The sequence below is a fragment of the Flexithrix dorotheae DSM 6795 genome, from assembly GCF_000379765.1.
Taxonomy (GTDB): domain Bacteria; phylum Bacteroidota; class Bacteroidia; order Cytophagales; family Flammeovirgaceae; genus Flexithrix; species Flexithrix dorotheae.
This window is the reverse complement of sequence record NZ_KB903449.1, coordinates 56,819-74,652: the sequence shown is the minus strand read 5'-3', so window position 1 is coordinate 74,652 and position 17,834 is coordinate 56,819. Positions and strand designations below refer to the sequence as shown.

The 17,834-nt window shown below is 38.7% G+C and carries 8 protein-coding genes; 3 read left to right on the top strand and 5 right to left on the bottom strand.

What is annotated here, in order from left to right; all coding sequences use genetic code 11:
* Nucleotides 1–16: 16 nt before the first annotated feature.
* Genes A3EM_RS0120545 through A3EM_RS0120530 form a run of 4 tightly spaced genes read right to left on the bottom strand, consistent with a single transcriptional unit; the run spans nt 17 to nt 5,998 of the window.
* Nucleotides 17–1,603, bottom strand: a complete 1,587-nt coding sequence (locus A3EM_RS0120545) for an arylsulfatase (RefSeq protein WP_020530129.1) — start codon at nt 1,601–1,603, stop codon at nt 17–19.
* Nucleotides 1,600–3,093, bottom strand: a complete 1,494-nt coding sequence (locus A3EM_RS0120540) for a sulfatase (RefSeq protein WP_020530128.1) — start codon at nt 3,091–3,093, stop codon at nt 1,600–1,602. Before A3EM_RS0120540 ends, A3EM_RS0120545 begins: the two co-directional genes overlap by 4 nt.
* An 8-nt stretch (nt 3,094–3,101) precedes the next feature.
* On the bottom strand, nt 3,102–4,496 hold the full coding sequence (locus A3EM_RS43110; RefSeq protein WP_020530127.1) for a sulfatase family protein: 1,395 nt from the start codon (nt 4,494–4,496) through the stop codon (nt 3,102–3,104).
* On the bottom strand, nt 4,493–5,998 hold the full coding sequence (locus A3EM_RS0120530) for a sulfatase (protein ID WP_020530126.1): 1,506 nt from the start codon (nt 5,996–5,998) through the stop codon (nt 4,493–4,495). The genes A3EM_RS43110 and A3EM_RS0120530 overlap by 4 nt, the downstream gene beginning before the upstream one ends.
* A gap of 545 nt (nt 5,999–6,543) precedes the next feature.
* Between A3EM_RS0120530 and A3EM_RS0120520 the strand changes: the two genes are divergently transcribed.
* From A3EM_RS0120520 to A3EM_RS0120510, 3 genes are read left to right on the top strand one after another with little or no spacing between them, the layout of a single operon-like run.
* Entirely contained in the window at nt 6,544–9,756 is a 3,213-nt protein-coding gene (locus A3EM_RS0120520; RefSeq protein WP_083925283.1) for a SusC/RagA family TonB-linked outer membrane protein, read from the top strand.
* A gap of 49 nt (nt 9,757–9,805) precedes the next feature.
* The gene (locus A3EM_RS0120515; RefSeq protein ID WP_026210456.1) at nt 9,806–11,761 is read left to right on the top strand and encodes a RagB/SusD family nutrient uptake outer membrane protein; all 1,956 of its coding nucleotides are present in this window, start codon (nt 9,806–9,808) and stop codon (nt 11,759–11,761) included.
* A gap of 33 nt (nt 11,762–11,794) precedes the next feature.
* A complete protein-coding gene (locus A3EM_RS0120510) occupies nt 11,795–12,919 on the top strand; it encodes a hypothetical protein (RefSeq protein WP_020530122.1) in 1,125 nt (374 codons plus the stop codon).
* Between the two features lie 561 nt (nt 12,920–13,480).
* Here A3EM_RS0120510 and A3EM_RS0120505 read toward each other — a convergent pair.
* Nucleotides 13,481–17,779 (bottom strand): hybrid sensor histidine kinase/response regulator transcription factor, encoded by a 4,299-nt coding sequence (locus tag A3EM_RS0120505; RefSeq protein WP_020530121.1) that lies wholly within the window; start codon nt 17,777–17,779, stop codon nt 13,481–13,483.
* Nucleotides 17,780–17,834 lie beyond the last annotated feature (55 nt).

The window sequence follows — 17,834 nt, the reverse complement described above, 5'->3', positions numbered from 1 at the left end:
AAGAGGAAAAAGGAAATCAATTCTTCTTTGGCAGAACTTTATGAGATTTAGCCCAATCCTCCCATTTTTGTTCCAGTTCCTCGACCAATTCCGGGTATTGATCAGCCAGATTTTTACTTTCTATTCTGTCTTCTTCCAAATTAAATAATTTCCAGGTTGACGCAGTGGCATCCATTGAAGCTTTCCACTTTCCTTTCCTAATGGCTTTATTATTTTGATGTTCCCAATACATGAATTCGTGAGGGTGCGTTTCTTTGCCTTTAAATATCGGGAGAAGACTATTTCCTTTCAATGAAGGAATTTCATTGCCTTGATGAAAAGTTCTTGGATAGTTAAATCCGGCAATTTCATAAAGTGTTGGAGCAATGTCAATTAAATAGCCAGGTTGATGGTTAATTTTTCCTTCCTGATTTATGATGCCTTCTGGCCAATGGGCAATAAGTGGGGTGGAAATCCCGCCTTCATCAATTTTTACTTTGTAATTATAGAATGGGGTATTGGAAGCATTTGCCCATCCTATTCCATAAGAAACAGCGCCCGAATAATTTTTTTTGTTGATATATGATTGAGGTTTACTTCCAAATTCATCATACATTTCCGCACATCCTCCATTATCGGATAAGAATAAAATCAGGGTGTTTTCATACTGGTCTTCAGCTTTTAACTTTTCCACTAATTTACCAATATTATAGTCCACACTGTAAATTTGTGCAGCATAAACAGCCATTCTATAATCACTTAAAACCTTTTGAGAGTCAGAAACTTCTACCCATGGCCTTACCCGATGGTCTCTTTCGGAAAGTATGGTTTCAGGATCTAATAATCCCATTTCTATTTGTTTTTCCAAACGTTTTTTTCGAACCTCATCCCAGCCGTGCATGTATTTACCTATGAATTTTTTAATGTCTTCCTTTTTAGCGTGAAGGGGCCAGTGTGGCGCATTATAGGCAAGATATAAAAAGAAAGGGCTATCATCCTGCTGCTCATCTATAAACTGAATGGCATAGTCTGTAAAAGCATCAGTGGTATAATATGTGGTGGAATCGGGTGGGGGAAGGTGTTCATTCATAAAAGAGACCGGACGATTGCCATTTGGCCAAAAATAACTACAGGCACCCGGGATACTTCCGTAAAATTTTTCAAAACCTCTCTGTAAAGGCCATCTCGATTCTTCATGGTAGCCCAGGTGCCACTTTCCTGTCATGTAGGTGTGATACCCGGCTTCTTTTAGTCCCTCAGCAAGGGTAAGGCAATTCCTGTTTAAATATCCCTGATATCCTTCGCTATTCCAGTCCGAATATCGGTCTGGTGCATTTGGGGGATTAGTCATGTGTCCAATTCCGGTTTGATGGGGGAATAATCCTGTGAGCAAAGAAGCCCTGGTTGGGCAACAACGAGCGGTATTATAAAATTGGGAAAATCGAATGCCATTTTTGGCTAATTGATCAATATTTGGTGTGGGTATTTCACCGCCATAACATCCGATATCAGCATATCCCATATCATCCACCATGATGAGGATGATGTTAGGTTTTTTTACTTGTGCTTTACTTGCTGTAAAACTCAGGAATCCAATTATGATGAATAGGGTTAATTTTTTCATTTCATTACTTTTTGTTCAACTTGTTTAATCAGTTTGGTCCATTTCCCGGGAATTGATTCGGCCATTGTGGTTGGTAGTTGTTTTCTGAATTTGGAAATCACACCCCGATATTTAGGGTTATCTGCCATATTGTATAATTCCCAATGATCCGTTTTATGGTTGTAAAGCTCTTCTGTGCCATCCGGGTATTGGAGGTACCTGAATTGTTCACTTCGAATACTGATCCAGCCTTTTCCAAAATAGGTCATGGAATTGTGCTCCCAAGCTGCATCGGGATTTTCTAATAAGGGTCTTATGCTGTGGCCATCAATTGGTTTAATGGGAGAAGTTCCTTTCCCGCAATAGTCCACAAAGGTGGGGTAAAGATCCTGCAGGTTCACGGGTTTTGTACAAATTTTCCCGCCAAATTTAGATCCAGGAATCCTGATTGCCATGGGTGTGATGGCAGACAGTTCCCACAAGGAATTTTTGTCGAATCGGTTTTTTTCACCCATGTGAAAACCATTGTCCGAAGTAATCACGACAATGGTATTTTCTGCATATTCACTTTTATCTAATGCATCCAGTACTCTTCCAATATTGTAATCGGCAAAAGTGTAGCAGGCATAGTAGCCTCTAAGATAGGCTTTCCACTGTTGTTCGGTAATGGTAATGGAATTGAAATCTTTGGATTTGGTTTTGATGAATTCCTTTGCCATGGGAGGTAAATCCTCCATATCATTTTCCAAATAACCTGCTGGAATTTGGATTTCATCAAGATCGTACATGTCATAAAACCGCTGTGGACAGGTATATGGGCTATGAGGCCGCCAAAGGCCATACATTAAAAAGAAAGGCTTTTGTCCACCTGTTTTCAGCAGTTCAATAATCTCATTGGCATTCTTCACATCAGGAAAGTCTTCATCTGGAAATGCCTGTATTCCCTTGAATCGACTTTGTGAAGAATTGTACATGGAATCAGGAAGCGATTTTAAGTCTTCCATACCTTCAAAAGACAACTGATGTAATGAATCCGGGAAAGGTCCAAATCCTGCTTTTCCCGTTCCTCCATCAAAGTTCTGCGCAACCCGATCCTTTGATATTTGAGAATGAAAAAGTTTTCCTTTCCCATAAGAATGATAACCAATTCGCTTAAACCATTCTGGCATTGTTTCCTGTTGTTGCATATAAATTTTATCCCATTCTTTACTTCCATTGTAATATTTGCCCGACTTATGTGGAGACATCCCACTTAAGAAAGCAGTGCGAGAAGGACTACAGGAGGGTGCTGCACAATAGGTGTAGGGAAATGAAATGGCCGTTTTCCTGAAATTTTCGATATTTGGGGCTTTTACAATAGGGTTGCTGTTGAAAAAACCATAATCATTCATGTCATCTGCTACAATCAGAATTACATTATATTCCTTTTCATTTTTTGGAGTGCAACTGCCAAACCCGAGGAAAGTAAAAATTGAAATAAGTTGAATTTTTAAAAGTATTTCAGTTTTCATGCATCGTATCAATTGGATTGCTTTAAATTTTTTAAGCTATCTATGGTATGTTTATTTGGTTTTGGTTTGGAAAGAAGGTAAGGGGAATGAAATAAAGTTTGTGAATCGCCCTGTTTTTTCATCCATTCCATAAGGGCATTTTTCATCCATTCAATATCTTTCTGGTAGGCTGGATTGCTGATTAAGTTAGCTCGTTCATCGGGATCATTTTCCAAATCAAAAAATTCCTCCGGAGGCCGCTGATAGTATTTTCTGATTATCGAAGCCGCAGTTGAATTCGTTTTTGCTTGCTGATCCCAGGAATTCCAATAGGCACCGGCTCCATTTTTTCGGAGTAAATCTGAATGGTTAGTATGATAATTTTCCGGATAGAGATTTCGGATGTACTTATATCTTTTTGTGCGTATACTCCTGATGGGATAAACGTTAAAAATTCCATCTCCAGAATGGGTGGTATAAATCACCTCTCTGAAATCTGGTTTATTATTTAGTAAAACATTGGCAAATGATTTCCCATCAATATGATCAGGGATTTTACTCTTCGTAATGTCCAAAATGGTGGGTAAAATATCTACCCAGCTTACCATTGCAGAAGTACGAAAACCGGCTTTTATTTTATCTTTCCATTTTACAATTAAAGGAGTCCTAATACCTGCATCATATAAATTCCATTTGCCAAATGGCCATTGTGCTCCATGATCACTGGAAAAAAGAAAAAGTGTGTTGGAACCAAGTAAATCCGCTGTAAATTTCATTATTTCACCCATAGTGGAATCAAATCCGGTTACATCGGAATAGTATCGGGCTCTATGATTTCGGGTTTCCTCAGTTTCAATAAAATTTGGGGGTAAATCTACCTCTTTTGGGTCATAGGAATACTTTTCTGTCCATAATACATGGGGTCTGCGGTCTCCAATCATTAGGCAAACTGGTCCATCAATTTCCTGTTGGTTTAGAAATTCCTTTACATTGTTGGCCAGATTTACCTGAGATTTGTTATAATAATTAAAACCACATGCATTATTCATTTTGCCATGTGCCACCTTTCCAAAGGCAAATATTTTATATCCTTTCTGTTGTAAATTCCTGGTTAAAATATCTACGTCACTTTTAGGATAAGTATGGTTGTTTTCAGCGCCATTTTTGGCTGGCATCAGCCCTGTAAGCAGAGCAGCCCTACTTGGCGCACAGGATGGGGATGCTACAAAGGCATTTTCGAAAACCATTCCCTCCTTTCCCAGCGCATCAATATTTGGTGTCCGAACAACAGCGGCCCCGTAAATGCCAGCATCCTTCACACCAAGATCATCAGCCAAGTAAATAATAATATGGGGGAGCTTTTGATCCTGGCCAAATGCAGCAAATGCATACAGGAAGGTTAATACTAGAAGAGGTGTTTTCATTTTTTGATTGGTGCTTTTGCGGGAGGATGAGTTCCAAGTATAGTTTTTAATTCTGCAATTATGTCAGGTTTTTCTTTTGCATAGTTTTTAGTTTCAAGTGGATCTTCTTGGTAATCGTATAGTTCATAAACTTTTTCTGTTTTGGGATTATACACATCAGTCCATTCCACCATTCTGTACCGGTCAGTTCTAATGGCACATCCTACCAATTGATTTCTATTTTTAGGGTAGGCATGGTACGCATGATTACGGATCCTTAATTGAGGATTTTTTAAAACAGGAAGCATATTCATCCCGTCAATTGGTTGTGGACAATCAGGAAGGTCAAAGCCTGCTAAAGCGGAAAGTGTAGGATAAATATCTACTGTTTCGAAGAGTTGTCCGGAAATGCTTTTTGGTTGGGTGACTCCTGGAGCGTAAATGAAAACCGGAATTCTGGTGGCCTGCTCAAAGTTGGAATGCTTAGTCCATGACCCGTGATCACCCAAATGCCAGCCGTGATCCCCCCAAAGCACAATAATGGTATTTTTGTCCAGATTCAATCTTTTTAATTCTTCAATAACTCTCCCTACCTGCGCATCCATATAGCTTATGCTGGCATAATATCCATGGATGAGGTTTCGCTTAAGTTCTTCTGAAAAAGGGGAATTGTTTTCAGGAACGGGCTTAAACTGGCAAATTTCCCCACCTTTTTTAACTGCCCATTTTGGAGTTCCTTCAGGGTCCTCCTCAAATTCTGGCAGCGGTAGTTTTTCAGGATCATAATAATCCCAGTATTTTTTTGGTGCGGAAAAAGGAAGATGGGGGCGTACAAATCCCACAGCCATGAAAAAAGGTTTGCTTGAATCTTTGGATAGTTTCCTTAATCTTTCAATTGCATGGCTGGCCACTCTTCCATCTGCGTAGGCTTCATCCAATACATCTGGAGCTTCCCAGGCGGCTCCTCTTTCCAACTCCTTATTTGGAGGAAGGTTTTTGTTATACTTTCTGGCATTGGTAAAAAAGGCTTCTTCCCTGGTCAGCTTTCTATTTGTGCTTTCAGGCAATAAATATTCAATAACTTTATCCTTATGATGTGGGATACTCCATGAAGCCTCATCATTGTCATTGCCATGCCCAATATGAAATACTTTTCCCATGGACTCCACCTGATATCCGTTGTTTTTAAAATGTTGTGGTAGTGTAGTGGCATTTGGGTAAACAGCTCTGAATTCCAACCCAAAATTGTAAAAGCCAGTACTGGTTGACCTTGAACCGAGCAATAAATTATACCTTGAAGCCATGCAAACAGCCTGATTACAATAAGCATTTTCAAAACGTACACCCATTTCTCCAAGCCGATCGAGGTTAGGACTTTTCACCACAGTGTCTCCATAAATCCCAAGACTTGGCTTAAGGTCGTCTACCAAAATCAATAAAACATTTAGTTTTTCTTTTTGGGCTAAAGTTTTAAAAGAAACAAGGGTGAAAAAAAGGAAAAACAAAAAAATGGTTCTGGACATAAAATATGAGTTTGGTAATTTTTAAGGATGAATTAAAGGCTAAATCCAAATTTGAGAAAAGGTAATTTAATTAAAAAAGGGTAAATCATATTTAGTAATAAAAAGCAAAAGGTTAGCATAATTGAGCAAAATTTGTGGATAATACTGGCCATTTAAGCCCTCTTATTACCTAAAGAAAGGAGTTTATTCCAATTTCCCCGAGACCTTTGCTTAAAGTATTCTTTTATAATAAAAACTAGGTTTTCCTTCTTTGAGGGCACTTTTTCACTAAAGGACAATCCAGCATTTTTAAAATCCAATTGAGCATAAGGAGTTGATTTCTTCATTCTAAATTAGTTGAATGAAAATACGCATGACTAACAAGTGAGACTAGCAGAAGGTCAGTCCTAAGGAAATACATGAGGTGTATCAGTGGGTTAACCAGCTGATTATTAGCGCTTAACTCCTGTTGCTTATTTAATGCCTTTGGAACTAGGTCTTCTTTCAGCGAAGCCTTAAATGTTTCACTTAAAGATTTTTTTAATGTTTTATTTAAATTAAAAATTATGAAGATGAAGAAAGTTTTTACTACCCTGATTATGCTGGCAATCAGTAGTATTTTAGCCTACTCCCAGGATAGCACCATTAAGGGAATAGTTACTTCTTCCGGAGATGGCGAGCCATTGCCGGGGGTGAGTATTGTGATTAAAGGAACCAGCAATGGCACTACAACAGACATCGATGGAAATTTTACCTTAAGCGTTCCTGTAGAGGGTGCTTTGGTTTTTAGCTACATTGGTTTTAAAACACAGGAAGTTAGCATTGGCAATCAGTCAGTTATAAATGTGGCTTTGGAATCGGATGTTTCTCAACTAGAGGAAATTATTGTAGTAGGTTATGGAACCTCCTCTAAAAAGGATTTAACCGGAGCCGTTGCAACTTTTGATAAAGAGGGAGTAGAACGCTCTCAGGCAACCACCGTTACCCAGGCTTTGCAAGGAAGGGTTTCCGGTGTTAATATCATTTCAAACGATGGTTCTCCAGGAGGGGGAGTGACCGTTAAAATCAGAGGGAATGGATCCTTAACCTCAGGAAGTTCTCCTTTATTCGTAATTGATGGAGTTCAAATTCCACCATCGGACGATCCTGACCAGAACCCCTTCAATTCCATAAATCCAAATGATATTGAAAGTCTAGAGATTTTGAAGGATGCTTCCGCAACATCAGTTTATGGTTCTCAGGGGGCTAATGGTGTGGTTATTATTACCACAAAGAGAGGAAAAGGAGCACCTAGTTTGGATGTAAGTTACAGAATGGGGTTGGCTGAAACTGCCAACAAAGTGAATTTCCTTTCAGCAGAAGAATATGCCAGAAGAAGCCAGTTCAATGCCATCCGACAAAATGCGATAGACGGGGTAAGTCAGACTTCTATTTGGGATTTGATTGTTCGGGATGAAATCTGGAATGATCCTAGAATTCAACCATGGGAAGACCAATTACTGCAAACAGCGGTAGAACAGCAGGCCTATCTGAGTTTAGGAGGAGGTTCAGATAACACCTCATACAATGTGTCAGTGGGTTACAATGATATTGATGGTATTGTAAAAAATTCCGGATATGAAAGGCTGACCTCCCGGTTGAATATCACCCAGGATATGTTTAATAAAAAGCTTAAAATTGGACTTAATGTGAGTACCAGCTCGGCCAAAACCCTGGGGCTAAGCCGTGATGGTGGTAATGGAGGGGTTTTTAACCGGGTACTTTATACGGATCCTTTCCTTCCTGTTAGGGCAAATCCCCAGGATTTTTTTGATGATATAAATGAAAATCCTGATTTGGAGCCTACTGAATCTGAACGAGAGGAAGCTTCCCGGGATAATCCTTTAAATTTTCTTACGGAACTGGATGTAGAAAAAAATGAGTCGGTGAACAGAGGTTTGTTATTCATGGACTTAAAGTTGCCAATTGAAGGCCTGGGATGGTACAATGGACTGGCCACTACCAACACAGATTTTGAAGACAAAAGATTCTATTCCAATAACTCCAATCAGGCCAGGGGGGTAAATGGCAGAATTTTATTTCAACATGACAGAGGACGATTCTGGACTTATGAATCGAGGTTGTATTATAATAAAAGAATAAATGACAATCACAGGATTAATGTGACTGCAGTGTTTGAAGCTAAGAAAAATGATATCAAGAGATCAGTTTCAGGGACTACAGATCTGGTGGATGATACCCAGGGAATCTACAGTTACAGTTTTGGGCAGGCGATTGATGCCGGCCAGGGATATTCCGATTTATTCGACAGGAATTTTTCCATGAATTCTTATTTGGGGCGGGCAACCTATGCATTTAAAGATCGCTATCTGATTACAGGTAATTACAGGTTAGATTATTCTTCTAAATTCTCCAATGGTAATGCAGGTGGAAACTTTGGCGGTTTGGCTTTAGGCTGGGTAATGTCTGAAGAAAGTTTTATGCAAAATGCCAATTGGCTGGATTTCCTTAAAATAAGGGGAAGTTATGGTATTGTAGGAAATGATCAGGTGCCTTCCGGACTTACGCTGGGAATCATGAATCAGGATTTAATTGCCGCAGGAGATGGAGAAGAAGCCAAAGTCTCCCGATGGCCTACACAACTTCCAAATCCAAATCTGACCTGGGAAACAGTGATTCAATTCAATGTGGGTTTTGACATGAACTTCTTCAATGAGCGATTCGATATGACCTTTGATTATTTCAATAAGTCAACGAAAGACATGTTGTTGAATATTACTTTGCCGGGTACAACCGGGTTTAATGAAGTATGGCAGAATCAGGGCTCTTTGGCCAACAGAGGCCTGGAATTGGGCATACATGGAGACATTGTAAGAGCAGGAGATTTCAAATGGAGAGCCGGAATTAACGGAACTTTAATTAGTACAGAAATTAAGGATCTTGGGCAGGGACTGTACGAAAGATTTTTTAACAGACGAGCATCTGACGGGACCAATGATGTCAGGATGGTAGTTGGAGGTGGAGTAGGAGAGTGGTATGGCCCTGTGATAGATGGGGTGTATAATACCTGGGCCGAATTTTTAAATTCTGGTGTTAGGGTTTCAGAATCCGGAGATGTAAGTGCCATTAACAATGAGGAAATCCATACTGTTGATCCCAACTCTTTTTTAGGACACCCTTATTTTGTGGACCTGGATGGTGACGGAATTATTGATAAAACCCTTCGTGATAAAACGACTATTGCCGTAACGGTACCCAATTTTTACGGTGGTTTTGAAAACACTTTTAGCTGGAAAGGATTCGATTTATATGGATTTTTCAGATGGAGTGCCGGGAATGATATTATCAATTCCAATATTCCCAAGTCCACATCTGTAGTCAGTAATGATAACATCCAAACAAGTGCCTGGAATTCAGCTTATAAAGATGATAATCCTTTCGGAGAATATTTAGCTTCTAATTACCAGGGAGCAGCTGGCTGGGAAAAACAAACCAGTAGTGTTTTTGTTGAATCGGGTTCTTTTTTCCGACTTCAGACACTTCAGTTGGGGTATACGCTAAGTCCTGATTTTGCTTCTAAACTAAAAATGCGAAGTGCCAGAATAGCAGTAACGACCAATAATGTTTTCACCATTACCAAATATTCATGGATGGATCCAGAGATAAATGCGGTGCAAAATAACCAGGACAATACTACTGTAAAAGTGGCTCCGGGTTTGGATAATGGAGTTTACCCTTATCAAAGAAATGTGCAGTTTTCCATTAACCTGGGCTTCTAATATGGAATTGCTCCTCCAATAAAACTGGTAAAATTTAAATATGACAAATATGAAAAAATTAACAATATTAATATTACTCACATTCTGGATGATCACATCATGTAGTGATGATTTTCTTCAGGAAGAAATTAATGGGAATCTGGAGATTTCCCAGTCTTTTAAAACTGCTGCTGATGCTGAAAAAGCGGTTTATGGCGCTTATGACCTTCTGGGAAGTTCCATGGTTTGGGGAGATGAGTGGGGAGTGAATTTTGGACATGACATGCGTTTCTCCAATCGGGGTAATGGGGATGCTCGTCAAATTTCCCAGTTAAATTACAATGCAGGTCTGGGAAGATTACAGGATTTCTGGTTGGCGAGATATCAGGTGATTGCGGTTACTAATCTTGCCTTTAACCGAATCTCAGATATAAATGAAGGAGAATTTTCGGAAAACAAAAAAGCGGAATATCTTGCAGAGTTGATAGTGATCCGGGCGCTGATGTATTTCGATCTGGTAAGGCTTTGGGGGAATGTGCCATTAGTAATTGATGAAATAAGAGATCTTGAAGATACGGATCAGATATTTGTTCCTAATGCCCCCATTACAGAAGTTTACAACCAAATTATCAGCGACATGGAGGAGTTTGTTTCTCAGCTACCTGAAGGTGGTCCTGGAGAAGCTTCTTATGAAGCGGGTAGAATTAACCGGGATGCGGGAAAAGCATTACTGGCGAGGGTTTATTTAGCCCGTGGCAGCCAATATGATATGCCGGAAGATTTTCAAAAGGTGTTGGCTTTATGCAAGGAAGTAATTGGGGCAAAGCGATTCAATTTAAATGGGTATTTCCCGGATATTTTTCATCCCAATGCCGAATTAATTCAAAGGGAAGGGTTATGGAAGCTTAAATCCAGCCCAGCAGTGGATGCTACCGACATTAAACTGGGAGATGAATGGAATGGGATTCCCGGGCTTGAGGATAACACTCAGGATTTTGGAGGAACCACGGGAGGAACACACAGAATGTCCAGATACAATTATCATATCTGGGATCCGGGGGATTCGGTTAGGATGTACTGGACAAATATCAGAGGGGGAATTTCCAATGGTACTTTTGTAAATGGTTTGGGTCAGGAAGCAAGTTTATATGCACCAGAATACCTGCAATATGTGAGGTTATCTGAAGTAGATGATGGCTCAGGAAATGTAGATTCAGTCAAATGGGAGAATGTAAGAAGGAGAACAAATGGCCGGGAAGGAAGATTATTTCTGGCCAAATATCGTCTTTATCCTGTACCAAATGGCTACCTTTCCGGCCTGAGGGGAATTGATTTACAGGTAATCCGTATGGCTGATGTTTACTTAATGTTTGCCGAAGCCTATAATGAAGTAAATGGTGGGCCAGGCACTTATACTCCAACCGGAGATAGAACTGTTGCGGACCTGGAAGGAAGCTTCGATGTTAATAGTGCCTCTGCGTGGGATGCTGTTAATTTGGTAAGAGCCAGAGCCAGAAATTCAGCGGAGGGTAGAGTAGTACATGATTATGATGCAGGATTGCCAGTTAAAACCACTTCTGAAGCTGTGCCCGACTGGAAGCCCGGTTTTTATGGTCAGGACAATAGTGGAACAGACATTACCCTGAATTGTGCTTCGTGTTTGCCTGTTAGAAATTATGGAAGTGAACAGGCGGCATTTAGAAATGAAATTCTTTATGAGCGTGCAAAAGAATTGGTGGGTGAGATGAATTCAAGGTGGTTTGATCTTGTCAGGAGAGATAAGTTTGTGGAAGCTTCGGAAGCAGCCGCTGTTTATACAAATGCCGATTATCCATCAGCACCTCTAAATATGACTCCTCGATTTTATGCGGGAAATTTTAATGCACAAAATCCTGCCGGAACTGAAGGTCAAATTGAAACCATTGCCAGGAATGCACCTACTTTTCAAAGCAGGGGATACCTGTTGCCAATTCCCCAGGGTCAGCTGGATGCCAATCCAAAACTCAGTCAAAATCCTGGTTATTAATTAGATATGGTTTAAAAACTAAATTAAATAAATATGGAAAATATAACTAAAAATATAAAATTGTGGTGGCTGATCTTGGCACTTGGACTATGTCTGGGGTCATGTAGGGAAGATGAAGCTATAGAACCATCGGCAAGTTTAAATATCGATCAGGTGTATAGAATTGAAGGAGGGCAATGGATTCCTTCCAATGGAATTATTTTGGCAGGAGATTGTGTGGTTTTTCGGATAAATCATGAAGCAGAGTTGCTTTCAATCTTTCCCGGTGACGAAAATCATGATTTTGATAAAAGTGCGCTCAATATGGTAGGCACAAATTCTGATGAAATTATTTACAGGCCAGTTCGCTCTTCTCATACCCAATTTGACATCGATTTCAGAAGGGCTGTAGCTGAACAAAAATCACCCAATGCTTTAACTTTTGAGGGAGTAATTGCTGAGCCCATTGATGATAAGGATCAGGTTACTTATGCCTATAAAATTAATGTGAATGCGGGTAGCCAGGCAAACATGGTAATCACTCCGGAGAATATTTTGGGTAATGCTGATGATGAAACCGATAGCAGAACGATTACCATAAACATGAGATTGGATCCCAATAATACATTCGATTTGGCTAATGTTTATTTTTTTCCGGAATTTAATGGGATAGGATTATCTGAAGGTGCATTGGCCAATATTGATAATTTTTTCACCATCAATAATCTGGATGGAACAGGAACTCCGAGTACCATAGCCAACACGGCTTATTTTAAAGCAACCATTGATTTGGGTATATTTTATGAGGAATGGGTAGCAGAAAATGGAAACCCTGAAGAGTGGAAACTGACTAAACTTACGACTGATTTTTCCTTTTCTGAAAGTCGTCCTGCTCCTTACGAGTCCTACTCAGGAGGCGTTTATTTTAAAACCTTAAAAGTAGGGCAAACCTATTATGGAAACTTCGATACAGGGTTTGGGATACCAATTACTAACAATGAAGGCGTAGAATTCTGGTCTTATATTTATGCTACGCCAGGGGTTTATGAAGCAACTGCAATAGCTACTAATGTGGGAGATAAAGTCTACAATGGCAGTTATGAAGAAAGTAGAGATATTGTCAACGAATATGATGTCAAGCGAATGTTTGGCAAATTACAGGTCACTATAGGAGAATAGCTATAGGCTTATTGGTAATTTAAAAGCCCTTCATATTGGAGGGCTTTTTTTTGAAAGGAAAGATACAAATCCTATCAGTAGGTGATAACCCCTTTAATTTTTTAATTATTCAGGCTATTTCAGGTTTTTAAACTACTTTTTCAAATGGAAACAAAACAGGTCCTGTTTCTTAAACTTATTAAGTATTAGTGCTCCACACCGGGTACTATTATTTCCGAGAAGAATTAATCTCTCTATCAGTCTTTTTTGGCAAAATAAGACACGATTATTTTTGAATTACTAAGTACCTTTACTTTTTTAATGGTGAGCAACTCTATCTCAGTATCAATTAGTTATGGCAAAGTATAAGATAATTATTTCTGTCCAAGCACTTACTTAACATGAATTTTTGGTAGAGAGTAGCCAACAAAGGGGATATGCAATGGGAATCCATATTTTTTTACCCCACAAAAATAAACTGAAAGTGCCTACCAAATTTATTGGCTGGTTTCCCTAACCAATTAGCGTAATTTCAGGGATTATAATTCAAATGGACTTTGGGAAAACCAATAAAGCTTCAGTTTAACTATCCAAAGACTTCTGGTTTTCCATCATTGATTTGGCATATTGGGCAGGGGTAATGCCAAATTCAGCCTTAAAGGATTTGGTAAAATAAGATTGACTTTGAATCCCAACCTGATACATTACTTCTGTAACGCTTACATCCTCACTAAGCAATATTTCAGAAGATTTTTTCATCCTCATTTTTTTTATAAATTGCCCGATTGATTCTCCGGTAATGGCTTTAATCTTATTGTAAAGTTTGGTTCTCCCCAGTCCAACCTCCCTGCATATTTTTTCAATATTTAGTTCTGTATCGCTTAATCGTTCTTCAATTATGGTCACAAGTTTGTCCATAAATTCCCTGTCTTTCTGGTTATTGGCCAGCTCTCTATATTCCAGCAATGAATTATTGACATATCGTTCTCTTAAAATTTCTCGTGATTTCAGAATGTTAGTCACCTTTGCTTTTAATATTTCCAGGTTAAAAGGTTTGGAAATATATTGATCTGCACCAGATGTAGTGCCCTCCAATTGACTATCCTCCGAAGATTTTGCTGTTAATAGAACTACCGGGATATGACAGGTATCCATATTTTCCTTAAGCATTTTACAAAGTTCTACCCCATTTCTATTTGGCATAATAATATCGCTGATAACCAAGTCTGGAAAATGTTCCAGGGCCTTTTTATATCCCACTAATCCATCCTCTGCTTCAATTACATTGTAGTCATGCTGAAAGCATTCTTTGAGGAAAAATCTTAACTCCTCGTTGTCTTCCACAATGAGTAGAGTAGGGGTTTCTCCTTTCAGGGTTGGTTCTGCTTCAAAATCCTCAGTTTTTAAGTCAATAGGTTCATCTTCCGAGACTGAAGAAGTGCTTAATTCCAAATTGCCTGGTTTGGTGATTTCCTGAATCTCCTCCTCACTCAGGTGGGCTTTTCCTTTCGGTAGTGCTATAAAAAAATCCGTACCTTTTTCTTTCTCACTGTAAACATGGATATCTCCTTTGTGTAAACCTACCAAGCTTTTTACTAGGGCCAGCCCCACACCAGAACCCAGGTGATTCTTCTTATCTCCTGTTATCCGATAATACCGGTCAAAAATAAGGGAAATAGCTTCTGGACTTATCCCGATTCCCGAATCAGACACTTTTATCCATACGTATGCATCTGCACGAAAATCTGAAGTGATGGTGTGACAATGAGCATAGTCACAGAGGCTTTTGGGTTGTTCGGAATAAACCCCAACAGTGATATTTCCTCCTGGTTCTGTATATCGAATGGCATTGTAAATGAGGTTCATAATGATTTTTTCCACCACTCCGGGATCGAACCAAATTTTTTCATCTTCCCAATTCGTTTCAATATTAAAATTTAATTGCTTTTGATTGATGATGTCTTCAAATCCAACAGCCGTATCATTCACAAATTTGTAGAGATCTCCTTCAATCGCTTTCAACTTTAATGTGCCTGTTTCTACCTTTCTGAAATCCATTAATTCGTTAATCAGGTTGAGCAGGCGACTGGCATTTTTATCAATGAGTTTGTAATATTTTATCCGATCTGCTTCAGAAACCTGGTTATGCATCAATTTCTGCAAAGGACCGGAAATTAAGGTTAGAGGTGTTTTAAATTCATGTGAAATATTAGTAAAAAACTGAAGACGCATTTGGTGCATTTCTTCCATTTTTCTTTCTTCTACCATTGAAATTTCGAAGTCCCTTTTTAAATGGTACCATTTTCTTTGAAACAGGAAAAGTCCGGAAATCAATAAAAGTCCGGCCAGGCCATAAATGATTTTAGCCATTGGTGTATTCCACCAGGGGGGGACAATACTGATGGCTACCGAAACTGGTTTATTATTCCAAAGTCCATCATTATTAGAACTTACCACCCAAAAGGTATAATCTCCATAATCTAGATTAGAATAAGTCGCTTCAGGATTGTAGGCATCTATCTCATGCCAGTTTTGGTCAAAGCCTTCCAGTTTATATCTGAATTTATTTCCCTGGGCATTTGTATAATCCAATGCAGCAAAGCGAAATCCAAAATTATTCTCATTATGATTTAATGCAATCCTTGAAGTATAATTGATATCATTTTCTAAAATTTCTATTTCGGAATTAAAAAATTCTCCTGGAATTACTCTCTTGCCGTTTACAAAAAAATCGGTAAAGACCGTAGTTGTTTTCTGTTGACTTATGATAATGGAATCAGGATGGAAATAGGACAGGCCTTTTGTTCCTCCAAAAAATAACATACCTGATTTGGATTTAAACTGAGAACCGATTTTAAAGCTGTTACCCTGCAAACCATCATCCACATCATATTTTGTAAATTCTTTTGATTTTGGGTCAAATTTGGCTAAACCTCTGCCACCAAGCCATAAATTTCCCTGGTCATCCATGAGCAGGCTTTCTATATCATTTGAAGGGGCTCCTTCATTCATTTTATAAGTTTCTGCCCGGTAATTGCCTGTTTCTCTGTCAATTTGGAGTTTATTTAATCCACCTCCCAGGGTGCCAACCCAGTAATTATTTTTATCCTCTTTCACAATTGGCCATATAAAAGCGGAACTTAACTGATCAGATTTGGCCGAATCCACCTGATAGTGAATGATTTTGTTGATCTGACCCTGCTCATTTAAAAGAATATGGTTCAACCCGTTTTTGGTACCCACCATCACTTCGGGTAATTCCTTATCTGCATAAATGAAAGTGATTTCGTTTGAAGATAACAGGCTGCCCAAGGTTTTGGAGGAGAGTTGCTGAATTTTATAATCCAGGTGGGAATTGTAATGAATAATATTCAGGCCATCGTGCCATGAACCAGCCCAAATCTGCCCAAACTTATCTATATCAAGGGCATAGATAACATTTTCAGAAATACTGTTGAGATCGTTTGCATCACTTTTAAGATGATGGAAATTATTAGAATTCTGGTTGTAAACACAAAGGCCATCAGTGGTGCCAATCCAGATATTGTCTTTATGGTCCTTAGCCAGACATCTGATTCTATCACTCACCAGACTGTTTTTATTCCCTTCCTCATGAAAGAGATAGGAATATTTTTTAGAATCATAATTGTAGATGTTTATTCCATGTTCTTTTGTACCAATCCATAAGTTACCTTTTTCATCCTCCAGAATTGCTCTTACAAAATGATCTGTTAGGGTATTGTCCTTATTTTCCAGATTTCTGGTAAGCAGATAAAATAGTTTTTCATTCAGGTTTAACACATTTACACCCCCTCCAAAGGTTCCTACCCATAGAGAGTTTCCCCGATCTATAAAAATGGAACTGATCTGGTCTGAAGACAAACTGGACAGGTCATAATCACTTGATTGAAATAAAAGGCTTTTTGACTTTGGGTCATCAATATTAAATTTTAGCAACCCAAGTGAAGTACCCAGCCAAAGAATATTATCCTTCCCGGAATAAACCTGATGGATTAATTTAGTAGATTCATTTCCATCATTTCCCAGCAATATTTCCCAGGAAATGGGGAAAAATTCAAATTCAATAGAGGATGCATTTTCATTAATTTGATCAACAGGTTTCCTTAGCAACCGATCTCCACTGGCCAGATATAAATAATTTTCATGAAAGGTAAAGCCTGACGTCAGGTTTTGAACTTCATCATTTAAAGTCACAGGAAATAACCGTGCTGATTTTTCATTAGAATCAACGGATAATAACCCCCTTTCGGTTGCAGCCCAAATTTTCCCCGATTCATCCCTTCCAATGCTATAGGATGCAAAATTCTCCTTATGTTCAGTTTCATAAATAGTTTCGCATTTTATCACGATATCCTGTCTGATCTCCAGGAGTTCCAGGGCATTAGCACTAAAAACAAGAATTTGATTTTCTGAAATGGGAAAAGTGCGGAAAACATCCGATTTCAATGCATTTAAAGGTACTTTCAAATTGGTGGACAGCGGAATATACTGGTGGGTAAGTAAATCAAACTTTTTTAATCCACCTTCTGTACTGATCCATAAAACATGGTTATAGCCTTCACTAAGGGAAATTATCCGGTTATTATAAACAGCATTTACTTCATTTTCATCATTAAGATATAGCCTGAGTTCTCTACCATCATACCTTTGTAATCCTGCATTTGTTCCAATCCAGATAAATCCTTTTTCATCCTGAATAATTGCTTTGGCATCGGTATGTGCCAGGCCTTCATTTACAGAAATATGACGAAACCTGTAATCAATTTCCTGAGCTTTTAAGTCAGCTATTTTTAGCAGGACAAAAAATACCCAGATTAGCCTTAAAGGAATGGTAGAGGAGAAAGTTAAAAGGCAATTCATAAGCAAATTTCAGGTGTAATGGTTAAGGTAATTCTTCCTTAAGATTTCAATACAG